The sequence below is a fragment of the Enterobacter cloacae complex sp. SHL020 genome, from assembly GCF_049236945.1.
Lineage (GTDB): Bacteria > Pseudomonadota > Gammaproteobacteria > Enterobacterales > Enterobacteriaceae > Enterobacter > Enterobacter dykesii.
The window spans coordinates 43862-65180 of record NZ_JBMKJF010000005.1 but is presented as its reverse complement, the minus strand read 5'-3'; the positions used below and the strand labels follow the sequence as shown (position 1 = coordinate 65180).

Annotated in this window: 24 protein-coding genes, 1 other RNA gene and 1 pseudogene; 13 read left to right on the top strand and 13 right to left on the bottom strand. The window is 51.1% G+C overall.

What is annotated here, in order from left to right; all coding sequences use genetic code 11:
* The first annotated feature begins 752 nt into the window (after positions 1–752).
* From ACOTZB_RS14130 to ACOTZB_RS14120, 3 genes are read left to right on the top strand one after another with little or no spacing between them, the layout of a single operon-like run.
* Positions 753–1280 (top strand): tetratricopeptide repeat protein, encoded by a 528-nt coding sequence (locus tag ACOTZB_RS14130; protein ID WP_047650335.1) that lies wholly within the window; start codon positions 753–755, stop codon positions 1278–1280.
* 7 nt (positions 1281–1287) lie between these two features.
* Positions 1288–1818 carry a sigma-70 family RNA polymerase sigma factor gene (locus ACOTZB_RS14125; protein WP_421627498.1) on the top strand — a complete coding sequence of 177 codons (531 nt, stop codon included), beginning with the start codon at positions 1288–1290 and terminating at the stop codon, positions 1816–1818.
* Positions 1815–2606 (top strand): anti-sigma factor family protein, encoded by a 792-nt coding sequence (locus tag ACOTZB_RS14120; protein WP_421627496.1) that lies wholly within the window; start codon positions 1815–1817, stop codon positions 2604–2606. The genes ACOTZB_RS14125 and ACOTZB_RS14120 overlap by 4 nt, the downstream gene beginning before the upstream one ends.
* Here ACOTZB_RS14120 and ACOTZB_RS14115 read toward each other — a convergent pair.
* The 7 genes and pseudogenes from ACOTZB_RS14115 to smpB form a co-directional block, all read right to left on the bottom strand.
* A complete protein-coding gene (locus ACOTZB_RS14115) occupies positions 2598–3158 on the bottom strand; it encodes a YceI family protein (protein ID WP_337281657.1) in 561 nt (186 codons plus the stop codon). The two genes, ACOTZB_RS14120 and ACOTZB_RS14115, sit on opposite strands and share 9 nt — an antisense overlap.
* Before the next feature lie 105 nt (positions 3159–3263).
* Entirely contained in the window at positions 3264–3620 is a 357-nt protein-coding gene (locus ACOTZB_RS14110; RefSeq protein WP_023333137.1) for a hypothetical protein, read from the bottom strand.
* Between the two features lie 977 nt (positions 3621–4597).
* Positions 4598–5293: a hypothetical protein gene (locus ACOTZB_RS14105; protein ID WP_421627494.1), complete on the bottom strand. Its 696-nt coding sequence runs from the start codon at positions 5291–5293 to the stop codon at positions 4598–4600.
* Positions 5280–6677, bottom strand: a complete 1398-nt coding sequence (locus tag ACOTZB_RS14100; RefSeq protein WP_421627492.1) for an AAA family ATPase — start codon at positions 6675–6677, stop codon at positions 5280–5282. The genes ACOTZB_RS14105 and ACOTZB_RS14100 overlap by 14 nt, the downstream gene beginning before the upstream one ends.
* Before the next feature lie 180 nt (positions 6678–6857).
* Positions 6858–7160: pseudogene (locus ACOTZB_RS14095) on the bottom strand (integrase arm-type DNA-binding domain-containing protein); the annotation flags it as partial.
* A 204-nt stretch (positions 7161–7364) separates the two neighbouring features.
* Positions 7365–7728, bottom strand: a transfer-messenger RNA (tmRNA) gene (gene ssrA, locus ACOTZB_RS14090).
* An 89-nt stretch (positions 7729–7817) separates the two neighbouring features.
* Positions 7818–8300 (bottom strand): SsrA-binding protein SmpB, encoded by a 483-nt coding sequence (smpB, locus tag ACOTZB_RS14085; RefSeq protein ID WP_008502505.1) that lies wholly within the window; start codon positions 8298–8300, stop codon positions 7818–7820.
* A gap of 156 nt (positions 8301–8456) precedes the next feature.
* Here smpB and ACOTZB_RS14080 point away from each other — a divergent pair, with 156 nt between their 5' ends.
* Positions 8457–8894 carry a type II toxin-antitoxin system RatA family toxin gene (locus ACOTZB_RS14080; RefSeq protein ID WP_024908332.1) on the top strand — a complete coding sequence of 146 codons (438 nt, stop codon included), beginning with the start codon at positions 8457–8459 and terminating at the stop codon, positions 8892–8894.
* Positions 8884–9171, top strand: a complete 288-nt coding sequence (locus ACOTZB_RS14075) for an RnfH family protein (protein ID WP_421627490.1) — start codon at positions 8884–8886, stop codon at positions 9169–9171. Before ACOTZB_RS14080 ends, ACOTZB_RS14075 begins: the two co-directional genes overlap by 11 nt.
* A gap of 108 nt (positions 9172–9279) precedes the next feature.
* Here ACOTZB_RS14075 and bamE read toward each other — a convergent pair whose 3' ends face one another.
* The 3 genes from bamE to nadK form a co-directional block, all read right to left on the bottom strand.
* Positions 9280–9618, bottom strand: a complete 339-nt coding sequence (gene bamE / locus ACOTZB_RS14070; protein ID WP_008502502.1) for an outer membrane protein assembly factor BamE — start codon at positions 9616–9618, stop codon at positions 9280–9282.
* 138 nt (positions 9619–9756) lie between these two features.
* On the bottom strand, positions 9757–11418 hold the full coding sequence (gene recN, locus ACOTZB_RS14065; RefSeq protein ID WP_421627489.1) for a DNA repair protein RecN: 1662 nt from the start codon (positions 11416–11418) through the stop codon (positions 9757–9759).
* 85 nt (positions 11419–11503) lie between these two features.
* Entirely contained in the window at positions 11504–12382 is an 879-nt protein-coding gene (gene nadK, locus ACOTZB_RS14060; protein WP_008502500.1) for an NAD(+) kinase, read from the bottom strand.
* A 122-nt stretch (positions 12383–12504) separates the two neighbouring features.
* Here nadK and grpE point away from each other — a divergent pair, with 122 nt between their 5' ends.
* Entirely contained in the window at positions 12505–13098 is a 594-nt protein-coding gene (grpE, locus tag ACOTZB_RS14055; RefSeq protein ID WP_023308880.1) for a nucleotide exchange factor GrpE, read from the top strand.
* A gap of 51 nt (positions 13099–13149) precedes the next feature.
* Here grpE and ACOTZB_RS14050 read toward each other — a convergent pair whose 3' ends face one another.
* Both ACOTZB_RS14050 and ACOTZB_RS14045 read right to left on the bottom strand, forming a co-directional pair.
* Entirely contained in the window at positions 13150–14436 is a 1287-nt protein-coding gene (locus tag ACOTZB_RS14050) for an HlyC/CorC family transporter (RefSeq protein WP_025759264.1), read from the bottom strand.
* Positions 14437–14455: 19 nt separating this feature from the next.
* The gene (locus ACOTZB_RS14045) at positions 14456–15247 is read right to left on the bottom strand and encodes a cytochrome C assembly family protein (protein ID WP_014884879.1); all 792 of its coding nucleotides are present in this window, start codon (positions 15245–15247) and stop codon (positions 14456–14458) included.
* Between the two features lie 166 nt (positions 15248–15413).
* Here ACOTZB_RS14045 and ffh point away from each other — a divergent pair, with 166 nt between their 5' ends.
* The 7 genes from ffh (at position 15414) to ACOTZB_RS14010 (ending at position 20831) form a co-directional block, all read left to right on the top strand.
* Positions 15414–16775: a signal recognition particle protein gene (gene ffh / locus ACOTZB_RS14040; RefSeq protein WP_014884878.1), complete on the top strand. Its 1362-nt coding sequence runs from the start codon at positions 15414–15416 to the stop codon at positions 16773–16775.
* Between the two features lie 116 nt (positions 16776–16891).
* Positions 16892–17140: a 30S ribosomal protein S16 gene (gene rpsP, locus ACOTZB_RS14035; protein ID WP_003863133.1), complete on the top strand. Its 249-nt coding sequence runs from the start codon at positions 16892–16894 to the stop codon at positions 17138–17140.
* Positions 17141–17155: 15 nt separating this feature from the next.
* Entirely contained in the window at positions 17156–17695 is a 540-nt protein-coding gene (rimM, locus tag ACOTZB_RS14030) for a ribosome maturation factor RimM (protein ID WP_029741020.1), read from the top strand.
* 31 nt (positions 17696–17726) lie between these two features.
* A complete protein-coding gene (gene trmD / locus ACOTZB_RS14025; protein WP_014832949.1) occupies positions 17727–18494 on the top strand; it encodes a tRNA (guanosine(37)-N1)-methyltransferase TrmD in 768 nt (255 codons plus the stop codon).
* A gap of 43 nt (positions 18495–18537) precedes the next feature.
* Entirely contained in the window at positions 18538–18885 is a 348-nt protein-coding gene (gene rplS, locus ACOTZB_RS14020) for a 50S ribosomal protein L19 (protein WP_002914145.1), read from the top strand.
* A 132-nt stretch (positions 18886–19017) separates the two neighbouring features.
* Positions 19018–19422 (top strand): DUF2946 domain-containing protein, encoded by a 405-nt coding sequence (locus ACOTZB_RS14015; protein WP_421627486.1) that lies wholly within the window; start codon positions 19018–19020, stop codon positions 19420–19422.
* A gap of 38 nt (positions 19423–19460) precedes the next feature.
* On the top strand, positions 19461–20831 hold the full coding sequence (locus tag ACOTZB_RS14010; protein ID WP_421627484.1) for a PepSY-associated TM helix domain-containing protein: 1371 nt from the start codon (positions 19461–19463) through the stop codon (positions 20829–20831).
* Between the two features lie 2 nt (positions 20832–20833).
* Here ACOTZB_RS14010 and ACOTZB_RS14005 read toward each other — a convergent pair whose 3' ends face one another.
* Positions 20834–21319: an OmpA family protein gene (locus ACOTZB_RS14005; RefSeq protein WP_126329455.1), complete on the bottom strand. Its 486-nt coding sequence runs from the start codon at positions 21317–21319 to the stop codon at positions 20834–20836.

The following is a 21319-nucleotide window of genomic DNA, read 5'->3' as shown; positions in this document are numbered from 1 at the left end:
ACTCCAGCAGAAGTTTCATGAATGGCGAACAAGACGAGCCATCTCTGCAGAAGGTAAAGGGCGCCCCCGGCGCAGTTGCTGTTATAACGCAGCACTCACCGTTGTTTTTAGCGCGCACGATGCCCGCCAGTATTCAGAGTGGCAACATCAGAGCGAATCTAATGACTTATAAAAGAGAACCGTTTTTATGGGTGTTTTGCGTCTTATAAAACCCTGTATTTAATAGAGGAATTATTTTTCAGAATATAAAAATGATATAGACAGAAAACGATAGTTGTGCAACTTAAGCTTTCGTAAATAAGTGACAAAACAATGAAGATGGCATTAATACATAGGGGGTGTTAATAGCTCATATTGCATAACATCCTGTTTTATATTGTTTTGTCTTTTCCTTTCGAGGCTGCCTATAAATATGATTAACGCAGTATGATAATTGGTAGGGGACATTTTTAATATATTGGAAAACGTTATTGTTTAAGCGCGCTTAATATGCATTTAAGTTAGGGTAACGTTTTTGATATAAGATATATTATGTCACCCGCACAATAAAATATATTCTTATGCAGACTTAAAACTCTGCTATCACGCGAAAATAATAACGTTAAGGCAAGGATAAAATAATCTGATTCATTGCCATTGGGGCTACGATGTCAGCATGATTTTGCAACAGCAAAATATTCACTGGGAGAATGAATAAAAATCGTTAGTCGGGCGTTTACTGACGTCACTTCCCTCTTACCCTGGAGCATTATATGAACACGACCTCGTTTCGTTTGATCCCGGTGCTGATTTTTTCCCTGCTGTCCCCCCTGGCGCTAGCCATGGGCAATAATAGTACCGAGAGCAAAACGCCCGATTGTCCTTCCGGACAGGTGTATGACAGCGCCACCCAGAAATGCGTGCCGGACAAGAGCAGCAGCCTCAGCGACCAGGACAAAACCAACTATGCGTACCATCTCGCGAAGAAAGGCGAGTACCAGGCGGCGCTGAACCTGCTTGATTCGCTGAAAAATGGCAATACTCCTGAAGCGTGGAACTATCGCGGGTTCGCCACGCGCAAACTGGGCCGCACGGACGAAGGGATTGGTTACTACCAGCGCGCGCTGGCTATCGCACCGGATTATGCCAAAGCCCGGGAATATCTCGGTGAAGCGTGGATGGTAAAAGGACGTCCTGACCTCGCGAAAGAACAGCTGAAGGTGATTGCCGGTATTTGTGGCCAGTCCTGCGAGGAGTATCGTGACCTGCAGGCCGCTATCAACGGACATCCGGAATCCTGATTTTCTCGTGGAGGGAAAACACATCGCTACCCGTGAGGTTCGTCAACAGTTAGCCGCACACCTGACGCGTCTCTGGCGCTATGGGCTGGTGCTGTCGCGAAACAGGGATATCGCCAAAGAGCTGGTTCAGTCTACCTGCGTGCGTGCGCTTGAACGGAGCAGCCAGTATACGCCGGGCACGCGCATCGACAGGTGGTTGTTCGCGATACTGCACTCCATCTGGATCTCTGAACTTCGGGCACGACACGTGCGTCAGGGGCAGGGATTTGTCGCCAGCGACGAGCTTCTGGCGCCGGACACCCGTGAACTGGATGAGACGCGCCTGCATTACCTTAAGGTGATGCAGCGCGTCAACGCGCTGCCTGAAGCCCAGCGCAACGCGGTATTTTTGGTTTATGTCGAAGGCTTTACCTACCAGGAGGCGGCGGACACTCTGGCGGTGCCTATCGGTACCGTGATGAGCCGGCTGGCGACGGCACGGGCTCGGCTTGCCAGGTCCGCTGACGCACTGCCTCCGGTAAAGGAGAAACGCTCTTGAACGCGCACCGTTTTGCACCGCCCTATAACGACGACGCTATCGTGTCATGGATAGATGGCGAGATGTGCCGCGCCGACGCGCAGCAATTTGAAGAGCAGTTGAAAAGTGATGAACGCCTCTCCGGGCGAACCGCCGAGCTGATGAAAAGCAGCCAGGATTTCGCCGGGGCGTTTGCCTCCCTGCTGGATGAGGCACCTCTGGAGACAATGCAGGCGCGTCTGGCGGCCCTTCCCGATCCACAATCCTCCACGCCGGCTGGCGTCAGCAGGCGGGCGCTGATCGCCGCGTCGGTCAGCTTTTTGATGGTCGGATCCGGGCTGGGCTACCTGCTGAGGCCCGCTTCCTCGCCAGCGGATGAGAACGCCCATATTCGCGACCTCGAAGCGCAATATATGTCCCTGTACAGCGTCGAGACGCTGCTGGATATGGACAGCGCAACGCCGGTCCTGCAGCGCGGGCTGGAACGGGCCGCGCAGGACATCGGCATGAAGCTGAATATGTCGCAGCTTGTCCTGCAGGGGGCAGAGCTGAAAATGGTGCGAATGCTGCGCTATGAAACCACCTCGATCGCGCAGATTGCCTGGATCAACGCCGACTACGGCCCGATGGCGCTCTGTATCTCTCCTGTTGATGAAAAGGCGACGGCCTCTCTGCGCCAGGAGCAGCGGCACGGCATGAACCTGGCGTGGTGGCAGGAGGCGGGCTATCAGTTTGTCCTCATTGGCCGCAACCCGCCGTCTCACCTGCGGGGAAACGCGGAGCAGCTACAGCGGCTCATCTCAGGATGACGGCACGTCGTTCGTCTGAATGGCAATGTCGATGGCAATACGATCGTCCACGACTAGCGCAAACTTATCCATTCCGTAGGCCGCGCGCGAGATTGCCGTCGTGGCATCCAGCGTGAGTGCCTGCGCGTGCGGGTCTTTCACGACGGCCTCCAGGATCACCGGGCGGGCAATGTTTCGCACGGTCAGCGTGCCGAACACCCTGAACCGCCCGTCGCCCTGGGCGACCACGCGAGAGCTGATGAACTCAATAGTCGGGTAGCGCTCGGATTCAAAAAACATGTCGCTTTTGAGTTGCCAGGTGAGCAGCTTGTTTGAGGCTACGAGAGTCGCTACGGGAATGGTGACGTGAATATGGTCGTCGACGTCATTTTCCGGGTTGAGCGTCACGGCGCCCGTCACGCCGCTGAACGTCGCCCAGGAGAGGATGCCGCCGAAGGCATGCCACGACAGCCGAATGGCGGTGTTATCGGTGTCAATTATGTAGCTCTTCGGGGCAGCATGCAGGGAAGGACATAACAGCAGAACGGTCAGAAAGGCCAAAAGGCGATACATCGTGGTTTCTCCGATAGGTGCGCACTGCGTAAACGCCCGAGGTGCTAATTGTATTCGAAGAAATAAAAAAGGCCGCAAGCGCGACCTTTTTGTGAGTATAAATGCTTACTCAGTGACTTTCTTTTCCAGCTCGCTGGCACCTTCTTTGGTTTTGTTCCAGCCTTTCTCCGCGCCTTCTTTGGTGGCATCCCACCCTTTCTCGGTGCCTTCTTTGGTTTTATGCCAGGCTTTCTGGGAATCTTCGCTGACCTTGCTGCCCAGGCTCTCGCTTTTGCCTTCCGCAGCATGCTTCTGTTTCAGCTTCAGCTCTTCACCTTTGTTCTGCTCTTCGTGCAGTTTTTGCTTCGCCTCGTTGGCGTTTGCGTTCGCCGCCGCGACGGTATCGTCAGTTGCATGTGTGGTCGCAGCAAATACTGGGGAAGCCAGCAGAACGGCAGATAATGCGATAATTGTTTTTTTCATAATATCCTCATTTAACGTTATCGGTTATGAGCGTGATTCAGCATGGCACAGGCGAAGCGGGATGGCTTTAGGAAAAAACTGTAATGAGATCAATGTGCCATGATGAGGGATATTTCGCCTGAGGATTATCCAAAGGATAAAACGCCTATTTCCGCGAGGGCAGCGAGGGTCAGGAGAATAAAGATAATGACGGTTATGGGTCTGTACATGGTGGGGTTACTTCCGGGTTGGGGCGGCTAATCCGTAGCGCTGGGTGGTGTGTTTTTTATTCTGCATAAGGGGACGGGAGGTGTCGTTGATGTTTGTCAAAGGGATGGAAGACTGTGGTGCGTGGAAAAAACAAGGCCTTGTATCATGCGGACACGTAGAACCTCATCATAAAAATTAGATGAGCATTTCTTTAGGAATTTGGTAGGTAAAGGGGTGTCCGAATTAGGTGTATAATGAGATAGTTTATCTTATGTTTTGGTACAGTGATATCAGTAATTATTTATTTTGCTATAACTAAAACAAATTTACTGAAAAAATTCATAAGTGAGTATTTACCGCATATGGGCGTTTTTTTCGAATGGATTACAACCAGTCAATTCGCAAATATACAAAACTTAACGATATGCACAGTAACCTAATGTTTTTTTTCGCATAAGTCAGTGCTGTGGTTGTGGCTGTGATTTTATTAAGATGCTATTAAGGCAGAATTGTTACGTAGAACGATTGTTAAGTAGTTTAAAAAACACTGAAGTCTATTATTAAAAGACAATGTTGATTTTATCTTTACTATTTGAATTCTACTTTGAACTACTAGATAAATTGGTTGTTAATATCAACAGGCGCTGTAATTGAATTATGTGCTTTTATCTTATGCCAACAGGTGGTTTTTGGTAGCATATTTTTGAAATTATGTTGAGTAATAATATGAGTAATTTAAATTATCCACGATAGAGTAATGGTACTCTACCGCGGGATAACGTTATATTTTATATTCTCGAAGCTGTTCTTCCTTGTAATGGAATTGATCTTTTAGCTGCTTCTGCGGAATTTCTATTTGCATCTTCAATTTCCTTTTGTTCGACAAGAATATCTCCTAGTCTTGCTCTTATTTGTGCTTTTTTATTTAATTTGAAAATTTTTGCAGTGAGTTCTGCCTTGGTCTTGTCTTGATTGATAAAATCGATAACTCCTGATTCTTCATTAATTTTAAAGTGCTCGGTTATATCATCAAAATAGGGGTGTATTATGGTCGAGCCAATTCTGCTTATTGAAGCGTAATGGTCAATGCCGTAGTCGTTTTCACCCTTCATACCTAGACCATTACAAATAGAGCAAGACAAAACAAGATTCATTGTTTCCAGGACAAAACGCTCATAAAATCTGTGAGGAGCGCCTTTGGGATAAAAATGGTCAATGTGAGAGTTAACATCTTCGTTTCTTAAGAAAGAGAAATCTACCCCACAATAATAACAATAATTTTGCTGGTTTTTTCTTAATTTTCTTTTTATTTTTGCTTTTAGTTTTTTTCTTTTATCTATATCGCCATGAACAAAAGTTGAAATGTTTTTAGCAGCCCCCGACCAAGCTATTTTTCCAGCTTGATTACATTTTTTTGCTAAAGCCATTTCGCTAGGGGTTAACGTAATTGATTCGATTGGCTTCACTATTTTATAAGTTCTCATCTTTTATTACCTTTGCTAAAAAAACCTCAGATTTTAGGATGAAAACACTTAATGGATCATTGTCTGGTAATTTGTATTGAGATAGTCGCCTTACTGAATTTTGAAGTTTTATCAGATTTTCTTTTGAATATTTCCAATTACTCATAAATGAAGCAACTTGATCTATATCGTAATCAAAAGATTGATTGTTTTTATTTATAACACCAAAGGCGCTATATAATATCATGTCAGATGACCACCCAGACGGTGTCCCTTCAAAAGATTCGAAATAGATTTCTTTATTATCTTTTCTTTTTCTAGAGATAATAACATCTGAATTTTTTATCGGTAAGGTTGTCACTATCAAATGGGAGTGGGTAGCAACAAAAACATGACAATCTTTAAATCCTGAAATCATGTCATTTAAAACTGACATGTAATTCATTTGCCAACTTGGATGTAGGCTGATTTCTGGTTCGTCAATTAAAATTAATGAGTCATCTTCAAGTTCAGAAATTATAGTAATAACACTCTTAAGGATATGAAATTGACCTGAACTCATATGTTGAAATTTAACATCACCACCCGGAGAGAACTCTTTTATTGATACCAGTCTTGAGTTTAACATAAACTCCATTTCTGTAGCGTTTTCTGGTAAGCGTAATTTAGTGAATTCATCTAAATCAAATTTTATTATTTTTGTCTTTTTTCCTTCCTTAAATGTTTTGTTGATGCTAGTTAATACATCTGTTTCAAAAGAAGAGTCTTCTTGCATTCTTTCTAATGCCGGGAGGTTGAATCTTCTGGATAATATTAAGTTGTTGATTATATTATTGGTTATTTCCTTGGATGTTTTGATGTTTGGCTTTGTGAACAAGTCATCTAATCCTCTTGAATATGAAAATTCAAAGGTATAGGTTATTGGTAAATCGAATGTTTCAATAATATTAATAAACTTTTTAAGTTTGTTCTGGTTGGAGAAGATTTTTATCATGCATGTAAATAATTCGTCTCTGATTTTTCCCGTGAAAGCATTATTACTTGCGGTCCTTATGCCAAGGTATTTATAAAACCCATTGTCTTCATTTTTATTATCTTTATTCACGAATGGAAATTTATCGTTAAGGCTAAAAGAAGATGCAATCAACTTTTTAGGCCAAGATTTCACTCGGGCAGGTTTCAAATCAACATGAAGACTTTTTTGTTGAGAACCTCTGCTACCTGATTTGTTTGATCTAAACAGTTCAACTATTTCTTTCAGCAGTTCACTCTTTCCTGTCCCGTTCTCACCAATTATTACCGTAATGTGATTATTTGAATCGTTAGTTTTTGATAGATTGATATTAATCTCTGAATTATTGAAAATGTTATGGTCTTTAAATTTAATAGACTTTATATATGGCATTGTATTCACTCCAGAATAGTAATTAATATAGTATTATCATATAACTGTACCAAACCAGCTCACATAGTAAACCTGCTTTTATCAGGAGTTAGAAACAGACATTAGATTATGTTAATCTAAATGGCTATTCGAAATAGTTCTCCACTAAATTCAGCTATTCATTTAATAACCGCCCACAAATGCTTCCAGAAAACTTCGCAGTTGTACTTGCTGATGTTTCTGTGAATCGATTCGTTTTGCCAGGTGAGGCGAGAATCTGCTCGATAGCTTCTGGCATCGGCAAGCGTAACAGACAGGTAGGGGCCTATGCTCTTCTTCGCACCCTTCTTGGTGACAGGTCGAATGTAGCGAAATTGCCAGATTTTACTTCCGCTGGATTTGATGAGTAGCTCAAGGCCATCACCATCATAGAACATAGTCCGCTTCTTTGGGTTTGGCTGCTTCGATTTCCTTAACGGATAGAGGTTTGGTTTGTCTCGCCATTGCCGGGTTTCCTTAGTTTTAGGCACCTCAAAAACAATAAAGCTTTATGAGGTGCCTAACGAGGTGCCTAAAAGGTTCGGATTTAATTAGTTCAGTTCGGACTTCGCGGGACAAATTGAGGGCACAAAAAAGCCCGCAGGGCTTGCGCCGTGCGGGCTCTTAGGACTTCAACGGATGACTCTGGTAATCACCGATGGAGAATTTTGGTGGAGCTGGCGGGAGTTGAACCCGCGTCCGAAATTTCTACATCCTCGGTACTACATGCTTAGTTTGTCTTTACATTCGCACGCCAGCTGCGGACAGACACGCCACTAACGAACTAGCCTGATTAGTTTTAACGCTTCAACCCCAGGCAGGGCTTCCACGCGATCTCTTTTGGGTTTGACCTCTCTTTGATCCCCGTCTTAAGAGCGGAAGCTAGGGAGAGAGGGCTCAGAGCAGGTTATTAAGCTGCTAAAGCGTAGTTTTCGTCGTTTGCGACTATTTTTTTGCGGCTTTTAACGAGGCAAACCGCCCCTCGGCATGCACCTTGGGTTTCGCAAATCCCGTCGAATCCAGAATCAGCCCCAATAGTGTTGAACTCAGTATACCAGATTTCACTTCCTGGATACCAGCCCGGAACGCTAACTTATTGAATAGTACAATAAGTGTGCAGAATCAACGTCCTGCGTTTTTCATAATGCGCGCTTTATCAAGCTGCCACTCGCGCTCTTTCAGGTCAGTACGTTTGTCGTGCTGTTTTTTACCCTTCGCGACGCCAACTTTCACTTTGCACCAGGCGTTTTTCCAGTACAGCGACAGGGCGACCACGGTGAAACCTTCACGGTTGATGCGTCCGTAGAGGGATTCCAGCTCACGCTTGTTCAGCAGCAGCTTGCGGGTGCGCGTTGGGTCACACACATAGTGTGAGGAGGCGACGGTCAGTGGCGTAAAGTTCGCGCCGAACAGGAAGGCTTCGCCATCTTTCAGGATCACGTAGCTATCGCCAATGTTGGCTTTCCCGGCGCGCAGCGATTTTACTTCCCAGCCCTGCAACGCAAGGCCAGCTTCGAATTCTTCTTCAATGAAATACTCGTGGCGAGCACGCTTGTTGAGCGCAATGGTCGCCGAGCCTGGTTTATGTGCTTTTTTCTTCGTCATAAGTGTCGTAAAGCCGTCGGTAATCTGATTTCAAAAAGTCACCTCATTGCGTCCTGTGAGGTCTAACGCGCTATCTTAGCACGAGATGAGGCTTAGCGTTTTTTTAACAGGTGATAAATGTTATTATTTGTCCGTTGTATGACCATGGGAAATGCTATGCCTCAGATTAGCCGTACTGCGCTTGTGCCTTACAGCGCGGAACAAATGTATCAGTTAGTGAACGACGTTCAGTCTTATCCAGAATTTATTCCGGGATGCACCGGGAGCCGCGTTCTGGAGTCCGGCCCGACGCAGATGACTGCGGCGGTGGATGTCTCTAAAGCGGGGATCAGCAAAACGTTCACCACCCGCAATACGCTGACCAGCAATCAGAGTATTTTGATGCATCTGGTGGATGGTCCGTTTAAAACCCTGATGGGGGGCTGGAAGTTTACGCCGCTGAGCGCTGACGCCTGTCGCATCGAGTTCCAGCTGGACTTTGAATTTACCAATAAGCTGATTGAGCTGGCGTTTGGCCGCATTTTTAAAGAGCTGGCTTCGAATATGGTTCAGGCGTTCACCACCCGCGCCAAAGAGGTTTACAGTGTCGCATAAGATTGCTGTAGAAGTGGTGTACGCGCTGCCGGAGAAGCAGTATCTGCAGCGCGTAATGCTGGAAGAGGGAGCAACCGTTGAGGCGGCTATCCGCGCTTCCGGCATCCTTGAACTTCGCAACGATATAGACCTGGCAAAAAATAAGGTGGGGATTTATAGCCGTCCGGTGAAGCTGGGTGATGTGCTGAAAGAGGGCGACCGGGTGGAGATTTATCGTCCGCTGATTGCCGATCCGAAAGAGCTGCGACGTCAGCGTGCGGAGAAAGCGGCTAAGTAGCTCTTCCTCCACCTGTGGCGCTGCGCTTACCGGGGCTACGATTCTGCGCAAGAGTTCAGATACAAAAAAGGTGCTCAATGAGCACCTTTTTGCATTTCTGACTTCTGATTATTTGGTCAGGGCAGGCTTGTTGTCGATGTTGGTCAACACACCGGCGCTGCTGAAGGTCAGCGTCAGGGTCTGCTGGGTCGCATCTTCGTGGCCCGGCTTCTGACGGAATACATAGAACCAGGTGTTAGTGCCGAACGGATCGGACATCATCGGGGTTCCCAGTGCATAAGCGACCTGCTGTTGTGTCATCCCCACACGGATTTTGGACACATCGTTAGGGGTAAGGTAGTTCCCCTGGTTGATGTCAGGACGGTAAACCACTTTCTCCAGAGTGGAACAGCCTGCGGTCAACATCAGAAGAACCGCTGCGGCAGCGGTCAGCATTTTACAACGCATAGTGATTTGATTCCTTTTCGGGCCCGAGCAGAACGCGGCTCATATGTAATATGCCGATGATAATAGACCTTGCCCCACTTTGAAACCGGTCTGGCGGCGTTTTTGTTGTTCTGTATGACCCTGAGATCCCGAAAAAGTTTATGCTGCCAGCAGTTCTTTCGCGTTTGCGAGCGTGTTACGTGTAACTTCGCTGCCGCCGAGCAGGCGTGCCAGCTCCTGCAGACGCGCGCGTTTATCCAGCGGCTTCATATGCGTTTCGGTCATTTCTCCGTCGGTTTCTTTGCTGACGATAAAGTGGTGATGACCACAGCCCGCGACCTGCGGCAGGTGGGTGACACACATCACCTGCGTTGATTCACCTAGCTGGCGCAGCAGTTTGCCCACTACTGCCGCCGTTGGGCCGCTGATGCCGACATCCACTTCATCGAAAATCAGCGCCGGGGTTTCCATTTTACGCGCGGTAATCACCTGAATCGCCAGTGCAATACGCGACAGTTCACCGCCGGATGCCACTTTGGAGATTGCCTGCAGCGGCTGCCCCGGGTTGGTGGTGACGCGGAACTCGATGCGGTCCGCACCTTCTGCCGTCAGGTGGTTTTCTTCAAAGCGAACATCTATGGTGAAGACGCCATGCGGCATCGCCAGCGTGTGCATGCTGTCGGTGATGTGCTGGCTTAGCTCATGGGCGTAATGCTGACGGATTTCATGCAGCTTTTGCGCTGTCGCCAGCGCCTGTTCATGGTGCAGATTCACCGCGAGAGAGAGGGTTTCCTGCGAGTCAGCCTGATCGTCAAGCTGCTGCTGTTCTTCCAGCAGAGACTGATAGTAGCCCGGCAGCTCTTCCGGCGTGACGTGGTGCTTGCGCGCCAGTGAAATCTGACGGGAGATACGCTGCTCCAGCTCAAACAGACGGTTCGGATCGAGATCCAGACGTTCACAGTAGTGGCGCAGTTCGTCACTGGCTTCGGAGATCTGAATGGCCGCTTCTTCCAGCATATCCAGGACGCCAGAAAGCTTGCTGTCCATGCCGACCAGTTCGGTAATCAGCTGGCGGACGTTATACAGCTGGCTTTGCAGGTTCACGTCTTCGCCGTCCGCCAGCAGGTTGAGCGCATTCTGGCTGGTTGAGAGCAGGTGACCGCTGTTCGCCAGACGTTTGTACTCTTCGTCGATTTGCTCAAACTCACCCGGCTGCGGGTTGAATTCGTTCAGCTCTTTAAGCTGGTACGCCAGCAGCTCCGCACGTGCAGCGCGCTCCTGGCTTTGCTGCTGGTGCTGGGCAAGTTCACGGCAGCTCTGATGCCACTGGCGATAGTGCTCCGCCATAAGCTGAGTAAGCGCATACTCACCCGCATAGCCATCGAGCAGCGCTTTCTGCTGTTCTGGTTTGACGAGTTGCTGATGCGCGTGCTGGCCGTGGATCTGGATAAGCAGCTGGCCGAGTTCGCGAAGCTGGGAGAGCGGAACTGCCGTGCCGTTGATAAAGCCACGTGAACGACCGTCGCTGCTGATCACGCGGCGAAGTAAACACTCACGTCCATCTTCAAGCTGGTTCTGTTCCAGCCAGCGCTGGGCGGCAGGGGTGTCTTTCAGGGAGAAGCGGGCGCACAGGTCGGCACGGTTTGCGCCCATGCGCACCATATCGCCCTCTGCGCGGCCGCCAAGGCACAAGCCGAGGGCATCAATGGCAATGGATTTACCTGCACCGGTTTCCCCGGTGATCGCCGTCATGCCGCTGTGGAAATCGATCTCAAGCTCACGAACAATGGCAAAGTTGCTGATGGTCAGTTGTGCCAGCATAATTGTTTTCCTGTATGAAAAACCATAACTGTGTTTTCATACAGTATAAACTGGTTTTTTATACAGTAAAGTACTGGATGCAAAATCAGAACAATTTTTTTGACCAGCCAAGCTTCGAGCTTAATGTGTTGAAATAGCTGTAATCTTTCGGGTGAATCAGATTAAGGTGGTAATCACACCGACGAATAAGGACATCTTCACCTTCCTGAATTGGCAGCGCTATCTGGCTGTCGCAGCTGATCTCCAGGTCGTTACGGCGGTGCGAGAAGCGCAGGCGTATCGTGCTGTCGCCGTTGATGACTAGCGGGCGGGCGGAGAGCGTGTGCGGGAACATTGGCACCAGGGTAATGGCATCCAGCGAAGGCGTCAGTATCGGGCCGCCGGCAGAAAGCGAGTAGGCGGTTGAGCCGGTTGGAGTGGAGATAATCAGCCCGTCAGAACGCTGGGAGAAGGCAAAAATTTCGTCGATATAAACTTCGAACTCGATCATGTGCGCCACTTTTCCGGGGTGAAGAACCACCTCGTTAATCGCGGTGCTGATGCGCTTCTGGCAGTCCTGCTGGCACACCTGCGCTTCCAGTAAAAAGCGTTTTTCGCTGATATAGTGCCCTTCCAGCACGTCGGCCAGCTGCTGCTGCGCATTGTCCGGGTCGAGGTCGGTTAAAAAGCCGAGATTGCCACGGTTGATGCCGATGACCTTGATGTCATAACGCGCCAGCGTGCGGGCTGCGCCGAGCATGTTGCCGTCGCCGCCCACTACCACGGCGAGATCGGCCTGTTGGCCAATTTCCGCCAGCGTGCCGGTTTTGACGCTCTTCAGCTGCAGCTCCTGAGCAATCTGCTGCTCGACCATCACTTCATAGCCTTTGCTACACAACCAGCGATACAACATTTCATGTGTCGTTAGTGCGGTAGGGTGACGCGGATGCCCGACGATCCCAATACACCTGAAATGATTATTCATTTTCTGGAGGTCCTTGTGCCTGATGAATGATGACAATCTGTCTTGTTCCCTTGAATCCCGGAAACTGATCCCCATAATAAGCGAAGTTAGCGAGATGAATGCAGAAAAACGCGGAGAAATTCATGAGTAGTAAAGAACAGAAAACGCCTGAGGGGCAAGCCCCTGAAGAAATTATCACGGAACAGCACGATGAAGTTGAGGCTGTAGAGCCAGACGCGTCTGCTGAGCAGGTGGACCCGCGCGATGAAAAAATTGCGAATCTGGAAGCCCAGCTGGTAGAAGCGCAGAATCGCGAACGCGATGGTGTTCTGCGCATCAAGGCGGAAATGGAAAACCTGCGTCGCCGTACCGAGCAGGACGTTGAGAAGGCGCATAAATTTGCGCTGGAGAAATTCGTCAACGAACTGCTGCCGGTAATCGATAGCCTCGACCGCGCGCTGGAAGTGGCTGACAAAGCGAATCCGGACAACGCAGCGATGATCGAAGGTATCGAGCTGACGCTGAAATCCATGCTCGACGTGGTGCGTAAGTTTGGCGTAGAAGTCATTGCCGATACCGACGTTCCGCTGGATCCAAACGTTCACCAGGCGATTGCAATGGTGGAGTCCGAAGAGGTCGAAGCCGGTAAAGTGCTGGGCGTGATGCAGAAAGGTTACACCCTGAACGGCCGTACCATTCGCGCGGCGATGGTGACCGTGGCGAAAGCGAAAGCCTAATTTGCCATTCGTAGTGCCGGGTGGCGGTTGCGCCTTACCCGGCCTACAACCTTACTCCGCGATACTTTCGCGCAGGGGTTTTACGGGCAGGACTTTCACCTGCTTAATCATATTGTCCTGCACGTCCAGGATATCAATATCGTACTGCTCAATGCGCACACGCGTGCCCGCCGCCGGGATCTCTTCAAGTGCTTCCAGAATCATCCCGTTAATGGTCCGAGCCTCATCTTCCGGCAAATGCCAGTTAAAGGCTTTGTTGAGTTCACGAATGTTCGCGCTACCGTCAATCAGCACCGAGCCGTCGTTTTGCGGAGTGACCTCTTCCGCGAGGGAAGGCGACATTGAGGTGGTAAAGTCCCCGACAATCTCTTCCAGAATATCTTCGACCGTCACCAGCCCCTGAATGTCGCCGTACTCATTGACCACCAGGCCGACCTTCTTCTTGTTGCGCTGGAATTTCACCAGCTGCGTGCTGAGCGGGGTTCCTTCCGGCACGTAGTAAATCTCGTCGGCGGCGCGCAGCATCACCTCTTTGGTGAACTCTTTTTTCTCGGTCATCAGACGGTAGGCTTCGCGTACGCGCAGCATGCTGATGGCGTCATCAAGCGAGTCGCGATAGAGCACAATGCGTCCGTGTGGGGAGTGCGTCAGCTGGCGGACGATGGCTTTCCAGTCGTCATTGATGTCGATACCGACGATTTCGTTACGCGGCACCATGATATCGTTCACGCTCACCTTTTCCAGATCCAGCACCGACAGGAGCATGTCCTGATTGCGCCGGGAGATCTGCGAGCGGGATTCATTCACGATGGTGCGCAGCTCCTCTTTGCTGAGCGCGCTGCTGATGGTGACATCGGCTTTGATCCCCACCATCCGCATCAGTACGCGCGTCACCATGTTCAGCAGCCAGACCAGGGGCATCATCAGGATCTGCAGCGGTGCCAGCAGGAAGCTGCTCGGGTAGGCGACTTTCTCAGGGTAAAGCGCGGCGATGGTTTTCGGCAGCACTTCGGCAAACACCAGCACCACGAACGTCAGCACGCCGGTGGCAATCGCCACCCCGGCGTTGCCGTACAGGCGCATCCCGACAATAGTGCCGAGGGCGGAGGCCAAAATGTTGACAAGGTTGTTGCCGATGAGCACCAGGCTTATCAGGCGATCCGGCTTGCGGAGCAGTTTTTCAACACGACGTGCGGCACGGTTACCCTGTTTAGCACGATGACGTAACCGGTAGCGGTTTAAGGTCATCATGCCGGTTTCCGAGCCGGAGAAATAGGCGGAGATGACCACCATGACGATCAGGATAACGATCAGCGTGGTGGTAGAGATGTGTTCCAGGGGGAACTCCTTTTGTTACTTAGCCAGCAAATTGCTGTATGAAGCGGCTGCCAAAATAGGCAAGGGTGAGAATGCCCGCACCCGCGACGTTGAACCAGACCACGCGACGACCGCGCCAGCCTTCATGGTAATGGCCCCATAACAGGACAATATAGACAAACCACGCGATGATGGAGAGCACCGCTTTATCGATATTCTCCACGCTGAACAGGTTCTTCATGTAAAACAGGCCCGTGCAGAGCGTCAGCGTCAGCAGCACCACGCCCACCTGGGTGATGTGGAACATCTTACGCTCAATGACCATCAGCGGCGGCATTTCATGGTTAAACGCCAGCTTTTTGTTTTTCAGCTGGTAGTCAATCCAGGCGAGCTGCATGGCGTAAAGCGCGGCGATGATCAGCGTCGCGTAGGCAAAGAGCGACAGGCCGATATGCACCAGCATCCCCGGCGTCGCCTCCAGATGCGTAATGAATTCATTAGGCATAAAGGTGGCGAGGGCCAGATTGATCAGCGCGAAGGTATAGACAATCGGCAGCAGCAGCCAGCCGCGATTTTTAGACGCGACGATGGTCATTACCGTACAGATCATCAGGCTGACCAGCGAGCCGACGTTGAGGACGCTCAGGTTTTGCACGCTGCCGTCGCCGGGAATGATGCGTGATTCCAGCGCAAACGCGTGGCTAATCAGTGCGATCACCGCGGAAAGAATAGCCATGCGCCGCCAGCCGCTGTTTTTTTGCAGCAGTCCGGGAACGATCAGCGCGAGGCTGACAGAGTAGGCAACAAGGGCGATCAGTGCGAAAACAGGCATATAGGCATCGACAGTTGTCTTAATAAGAAAGAGAAGCAGTATAACGTTACGTGACGCCTGCTCCAACCGTTGCATAACAACAAAGGCGCCTTCATGTTATACTCCGGCAAAATTCTGTGTATGTGTCGCCCATGGCGGCCCAACGTTTCTACTCAGGCGAGAGACAATGTTTGATAATTTAACCGATCGTTTGTCGCGCACGCTGCGCAACATCAGCGGCCGCGGACGCCTTACTGAAGAGAACATCAAGGAAACGCTGCGCGAAGTGCGCATGGCGCTGCTGGAAGCAGACGTCGCGTTGCCGGTTGTTCGTGATTTTATCAACCGCGTAAAAGAGAAGGCGGTTGGTCATGAAGTTAACAAGAGCCTGACCCCGGGTCAGGAGTTCGTCAAAATCGTTCGTAATGAACTGGTTTCGGCGATGGGCGAAGAGAACCAGGTGCTTAACCTGGCGGCTCAGCCGCCGGCCGTGGTGCTGATGGCGGGCCTGCAGGGGGCGGGTAAAACGACCAGCGTCGGTAAGCTGGGTAAATTCCTGCGTGAAAAGCACAAGAAGAAAGTGCTGGTGGTCTCTGCGGACGTCTATCGCCCGGCGGCGATCAAACAGCTTGAAACCCTGGCCGAGCAGGTTGGCGTGGATTTCTTCCCGTCCGACGTGGCGCAGAAGCCTGTCGACATCGTTAACGCGGCGCTGAAAGAAGCGAAGCTGAAATTCTACGACGTGCTGCTGGTGGATACCGCCGGTCGTCTGCACGTTGACGAAGCGATGATGGACGAGATCAAGCAGGTGCATGCCTCTATCAACCCGGTAGAGACCCTGTTCGTTGTCGACGCCATGACCGGTCAGGATGCGGCGAATACCGCGAAAGCGTTTAACGAAGCGCTGCCGTTAACCGGCGTGGTGCTGACCAAAGTGGACGGTGACGCCCGCGGCGGTGCGGCGCTCTCCATTCGTCACATTACCGGTAAGCCGATTAAATTCCTCGGCGTGGGCGAGAAAACTGAAGCGCTCGAGCCGTTCCACCCGGATCGTATTGCATCCCGTATCCTCGGCATGGGCGACGTGCTGTCGCTGATCGAAGATATCGAGAGCAAGGTTGACCGCGCGCAGGCCGAGAAGCTGGCCAGCAAGCTGAAAAAAGGTGACGGTTTCGATCTCACCGATTTCCTTGAGCAGCTGCGTCAGATGAAAAACATGGGCGGCATGGCCAGCCTGATGGGCAAACTGCCGGGCATGGGCCAGATCCCTGACAACGTAAAAGCGCAGATGGATGACAAGGTGCTGGTGCGTATGGAGGCGATCATCAACTCGATGACCCTTAAAGAACGCGCTAACCCGGACATCATCAAAGGTTCCCGTAAACGCCGTATCGCAGCCGGTTGCGGCATGCAGGTGCAGGACGTTAACCGCCTTCTGAAACAGTTCGACGACATGCAGCGCATGATGAAGAAAATGAAGAAAGGCGGCATGGCGAAGATGATGCGCGGCATGAAAGGCATGATGCCCCCCGGTTTTCCAGGGCGTTAATCGCTTTTGAGATTGCTTTTTGCCCGAAAATGAGTAAAATTTTCGGGCTTTTAATATGACACCCGGGCTCCGTTCCTCGATGGGGCCCGGTTGTTTTATTCACACAAGAGGATGTTATGGTAACTATTCGTTTAGCTCGTCACGGCGCTAAAAAGCGTCCGTTCTACCAGGTTGTTGTGACTGACAGCCGTAATGCACGCAACGGTCGCTTCATCGAGCGCGTTGGTTTCTTCAACCCACTGGCCGCTGGCGCAGAAGAAGAAACTCGTCTGGATCTGGATCGTATCGCTCACTGGGTTGGCCAGGGCGCTACTGTTTCCGATCGCGTTGCTACGCTGATCAAAGCAGCAAACAAAGCAGCTTAATCTGTCACGGTGGTCATGATGAGCAATAAAGCACCTGTTGAACCGATCGTATTGGGAAAAATGGGTTCTTGCTACGGTATCCGTGGTTGGCTCAGAGTGTTTTCCTCCACTGAAGACGCTGATAGCATTTTTGATTACCAGCCCTGGTTTATCCAGAAAGGCGGTAAGTGGGAAGAGGTCGAGCTGGAAAGCTGGCGTCACCACAATCAGGACATCATCATCAAGCTGAAAGGCGTTGACGATCGTGATGCTGCGAATGCGCTGACTAATTGTGAGATTGTCGTGGATTCGTCGCAGTTGCCACAGCTGGAAGAGGGCGACTACTACTGGAAAGATCTTATGGGTTGCCAGGTAGTCACTACCGAAGGCTATAGCCTGGGGAAAGTCATCGATATGATGGAAACCGGGTCAAATGACGTTCTCGTCATTAAGGCAAACCTGAAAGATGCATTTGGCATCAAGGAGCGGTTGGTTCCGTTCCTCGATGGACAGGTTATCAAGAAAGTCGATCTCACTACTCAAACCATTGAAGTAGATTGGGATCCTGGTTTTTAAATTCTCCGGATAAACGGTAAAAGACGGCGCTATGTGGATTGGCATAATTAGCCTGTTTCCTGAAATGTTCCGCGCGATTACCGATTACGGGGTAACTGGCCGGGCAGTAAAGAATGGCCTGCTGAGCATCCAGAGCTGGAGTCCTCGTGACTTTACTCATGACCGGCACCGTACCGTGGACGATCGTCCTTACGGCGGCGGACCGGGGATGCTAATGATGGTGCAACCCTTACGGGACGCCATTCACACAGCAAAAGCCGCGGCAGGTGAAGGCGCAAAGGTGATTTATCTGTCACCTCAGGGACGCAAGCTTGATCAAGCGGGCGTGAGCGAACTAGCGACGAATCAAAAGCTGATTCTGGTCTGTGGGCGCTACGAAGGGATAGATGAGCGCGTAATTCAAACCGAGATTGACGAAGAATGGTCTATCGGCGATTACGTTCTCAGCGGTGGTGAGTTACCCGCAATGACGCTGATTGACTCCGTCGCCCGGTTCATTCCGGGGGTTCTGGGCCATGAAGCTTCGGCAACGGAAGATTCCTTTGCCGACGGGTTGCTGGACTGTCCACACTATACTCGTCCTGAAGTGTTAGAAGGGATGGAAGTGCCGGCAGTGTTACTGTCTGGAAACCATGCCGAGATACGTCGCTGGCGTTTGAAGCAGTCGCTGGGCCGAACCTGGCTTAGAAGACCTGAACTTCTGGAAAACCTGGCTCTGACTGAAGAGCAAGCAAAGTTGTTGGCCGAGTTCAAAACAGAACACGCGCACCAGCAGCATGAACATGATGGGAATGCGTAATACGCTCCCGAATATCAGTTTACCCAGGATAAGAGATTAAATTATGAGCAACATTATTAAGCAACTTGAACAAGAGCAGATGAAGCAGGACGTACCTTCCTTCCGTCCAGGTGACACCGTGGAAGTGAAAGTATGGGTTGTTGAAGGTTCCAAAAAACGTCTGCAGGCATTCGAGGGCGTGGTTATCGCTATTCGTAACCGCGGTCTGCACTCTGCATTCACTGTTCGTAAAATTTCCAACGGCGAAGGCGTTGAGCGTGTCTTCCAGACTCACTCTCCGGTAGTTGACAGCATTGCTGTTAAACGTCGTGGTGCTGTACGTAAAGCTAAACTGTACTATCTGCGTGAGCGTACTGGTAAGTCTGCTCGTATTAAAGAGCGTCTGAACTAAGATTCGCTTAAGCGACATCCTGTTAGAAAGGGCTGGCCGGAAGGCTGGCCCTTTTTTTATCCCATCGCACCTCTCGCATTAACCCTTTCGTCATAAATCATTTACAATGCTTGCCTCTTGAATGGAGGGGAAGTGGATAACGTACTGCATCAGCCTGACCGGAAACGCGCAGCGGCATTGACCGCGCTGTTTGCGATCCTGCTGATCGTGGTAGCACCCCTTATCTCCGTCTCATTGCAGAAAGATCCCATGAGCGCGATGCCGGGCATGCATCATGATATGAGCATGATGTCGATGGATGAGCATCAGGGCGATATGCCGCATACGATGCCTGTCGATCATGCGGAAGCTTGCGGCTACTGCGTGCTGTTAGCGCATGTCCCTGGCGTGATGCTGGCGCTGATCGTCCTGCTCAGCGTGATGCTGCAGAGGCTTCGCGTTAAGCCGCCGCGCCGGGCGGTCAGCCACTGGCACTTTTTCCCCTGGCTTTATCCTGATACCCGCGCGCCGCCGCGGCAGTCTGCTTTTTCCCTTTAAAAATTAATCGATAACTTTTTGCCTTAAAAAGGAAAAGTATGACTACCTGCACTCCGCGCGCGGCATGGGGAAACCTGCTGCGTCGCCTTCATTTCTACGTCGGGCTTTTTGTCGGCCCGTTTATCTTCTTTGCCGCGCTGACCGGTACGCTGTATGTGGCGACTCCGCAGCTGGAGAATGCGCTCTACCGGCACGCGCTCCACACGGATTCCGTGGGCGAGCCGCAGCCGCTGGCGGAGCAAATCGCCGTGGCGGAAAAAACCGTTGGATCAGATTTACGTTTGCACGCCGTGCGTCCGGGGCTGGTTGAGGGTGAAACCACCCGCGTGATGTTTGCTGACCCGAAACTTGGGCCATCGGAGAACCGGGCTATCTTTATCGATCCGGTGAGCCTGGCGATGCTGGGAGATCTGACGGTATACGGCACCAGCGGGATTTTACCCCTGCGTCAGACCATTGATTACCTGCATACGTCCCTGATGCTGGGCGACATTGGGCGCCTTTACAGCGAGCTTGCGGCCTCGTGGATGTGGGTCGCCGCGCTGGGCGGTATTGCCCTGTGGTTTTATACCCGGCCCAAACGGCGGATCAATAATCGCTTCCAGAATCGTCGTCGGATGCACGTGACGCTGGGCTGGAGTCTGCTGGGCGGAATGTTGCTGTTCTCTGCAACCGGCCTGACCTGGTCTCAATGGGCAGGCGGGAACGTTGATAAGCTGCGGGCAGAGATGAACTGGCTTACCCCGCAGGTGAACACGACGCTTTCCGGCCAACAGGAGATCGTGGATGAGCACGCCGAACACCGTGGCCATCACGGCGGCATGATGATGCCGGAAATGGCGATGGATCTGACGCAGTTTGACGGAGTATTAAGTGCGGCCCGTAAAGCAGGAATTGATGCCAACAGGCTGGAGATCCGCCCGGCAAAAACGGCAGATCGCGCCTGGACCGTGACGGAAATCGATCGCAGCTGGCCGACTCAGGTGGACGCCGTGGCGGTTGATCCTTCTACGATGCAGATCCTGGACAGAACCCGATTCGAGGATTTCCCGTTAATGGCAAAACTGACCCGCTGGGGCGTGGATTTCCATATGGGGATCTTATTCGGGCTGGTGAATCAGCTGCTGCTGGTGGCGTTCGGCCTCGCCCTGTGCGTGCTCATCATCTGGGGATATCGGATGTGGTGGATGCGTCGTCCGGCACAGTCGGCAGTGAGTCCGGTACAGACGCTTTGTCAGAGCTGGCTGGCGCTGTCAGGATGGGGAAGAGGCGTTACGGCGATGGTTAGCCTGCTGCTGGGGCTGTGCTTGCCCGTTATGGGCATGAGTCTGGCGCTGTTTGTTGTGGTAGACTGGCTGCGCTGGCGAGCGGCAACCAGGGTGACGCTCGCCGAATCATCCGCTAAATAACCCTATGGCGTGCTGATCACCACTGCAACGCGGCGGTTTTCAGCGCGCCCTTGCGGAGTGCTGTTGCTCGCAACCGGGTATTTTTGACCTAACCCCCGCGTGGTGAGATTGCTGCGCGGGATATTGGCGCCCTTCGCCCAGGCATCGGCTACGGCGTTGGCGCGTTTTAACGACAGCGCTTCGTTGTAGCGTTCTTCACCGTAATTATCCGTGTGACCGTCCATCCGCGCGTGGTTCAGGCCGGTTTCTGCCAGACGAGAGGCCATGGACTGGATCTGCTTTTCACTTTCCGGGCGCAGCCTGGCGTCATTTTTATCAAACAGGATGGTGTCCGACATGCCAAGGGACCAGTCACCGTTCAGCTCGTTAAAACCGTAAGACTTCATCGCCGTAATTTGCTCAGGAGTGAATTTGCCTTCCGGCGGCGACTGGCAGCCTGCCAGAACCAGTGAGGCCAGTACTATCGGCGCGAAGTAACGTTTTAACAT

Bases quoted from the DNA above. Each gene is read 5' to 3' on its own strand.
- ffh (WP_014884878.1), top strand. From the start codon at position 15,414: ATGTTTGATAATTTAACCGATCGTTTGTCGCGCACGCTGCGCAACATC.
- ACOTZB_RS14130 (WP_047650335.1), top strand. From the start codon at position 753: ATGAACACGACCTCGTTTCGTTTGATCCCGGTGCTGATTTTTTCCCTG.
- nadK (WP_008502500.1), bottom strand. From the start codon at position 12,382: ATGAATAATCATTTCAGGTGTATTGGGATCGTCGGGCATCCGCGTCAC.
- rplS (WP_002914145.1), top strand. From the start codon at position 18,538: ATGAGCAACATTATTAAGCAACTTGAACAAGAGCAGATGAAGCAGGAC.
- grpE (WP_023308880.1), top strand. From the start codon at position 12,505: ATGAGTAGTAAAGAACAGAAAACGCCTGAGGGGCAAGCCCCTGAAGAA.
- ACOTZB_RS14105 (WP_421627494.1), bottom strand. From the start codon at position 5,293: ATGAGAACTTATAAAATAGTGAAGCCAATCGAATCAATTACGTTAACC.
- ACOTZB_RS14010 (WP_421627484.1), top strand. From the start codon at position 19,461: ATGACTACCTGCACTCCGCGCGCGGCATGGGGAAACCTGCTGCGTCGC.
- bamE (WP_008502502.1), bottom strand. From the start codon at position 9,618: ATGCGTTGTAAAATGCTGACCGCTGCCGCAGCGGTTCTTCTGATGTTG.
- trmD (WP_014832949.1), top strand. From the start codon at position 17,727: ATGTGGATTGGCATAATTAGCCTGTTTCCTGAAATGTTCCGCGCGATT.
- ACOTZB_RS14115 (WP_337281657.1), bottom strand. From the start codon at position 3,158: ATGTATCGCCTTTTGGCCTTTCTGACCGTTCTGCTGTTATGTCCTTCC.
- ACOTZB_RS14045 (WP_014884879.1), bottom strand. From the start codon at position 15,247: ATGCCTGTTTTCGCACTGATCGCCCTTGTTGCCTACTCTGTCAGCCTC.
- recN (WP_421627489.1), bottom strand. From the start codon at position 11,418: ATGCTGGCACAACTGACCATCAGCAACTTTGCCATTGTTCGTGAGCTT.
- ACOTZB_RS14080 (WP_024908332.1), top strand. From the start codon at position 8,457: ATGCCTCAGATTAGCCGTACTGCGCTTGTGCCTTACAGCGCGGAACAA.
- smpB (WP_008502505.1), bottom strand. From the start codon at position 8,300: ATGACGAAGAAAAAAGCACATAAACCAGGCTCGGCGACCATTGCGCTC.
- ACOTZB_RS14100 (WP_421627492.1), bottom strand. From the start codon at position 6,677: ATGCCATATATAAAGTCTATTAAATTTAAAGACCATAACATTTTCAAT.
- ACOTZB_RS14110 (WP_023333137.1), bottom strand. From the start codon at position 3,620: ATGAAAAAAACAATTATCGCATTATCTGCCGTTCTGCTGGCTTCCCCA.
- ACOTZB_RS14005 (WP_126329455.1), bottom strand. From the start codon at position 21,319: ATGTTAAAACGTTACTTCGCGCCGATAGTACTGGCCTCACTGGTTCTG.
- rpsP (WP_003863133.1), top strand. From the start codon at position 16,892: ATGGTAACTATTCGTTTAGCTCGTCACGGCGCTAAAAAGCGTCCGTTC.
- rimM (WP_029741020.1), top strand. From the start codon at position 17,156: ATGATGAGCAATAAAGCACCTGTTGAACCGATCGTATTGGGAAAAATG.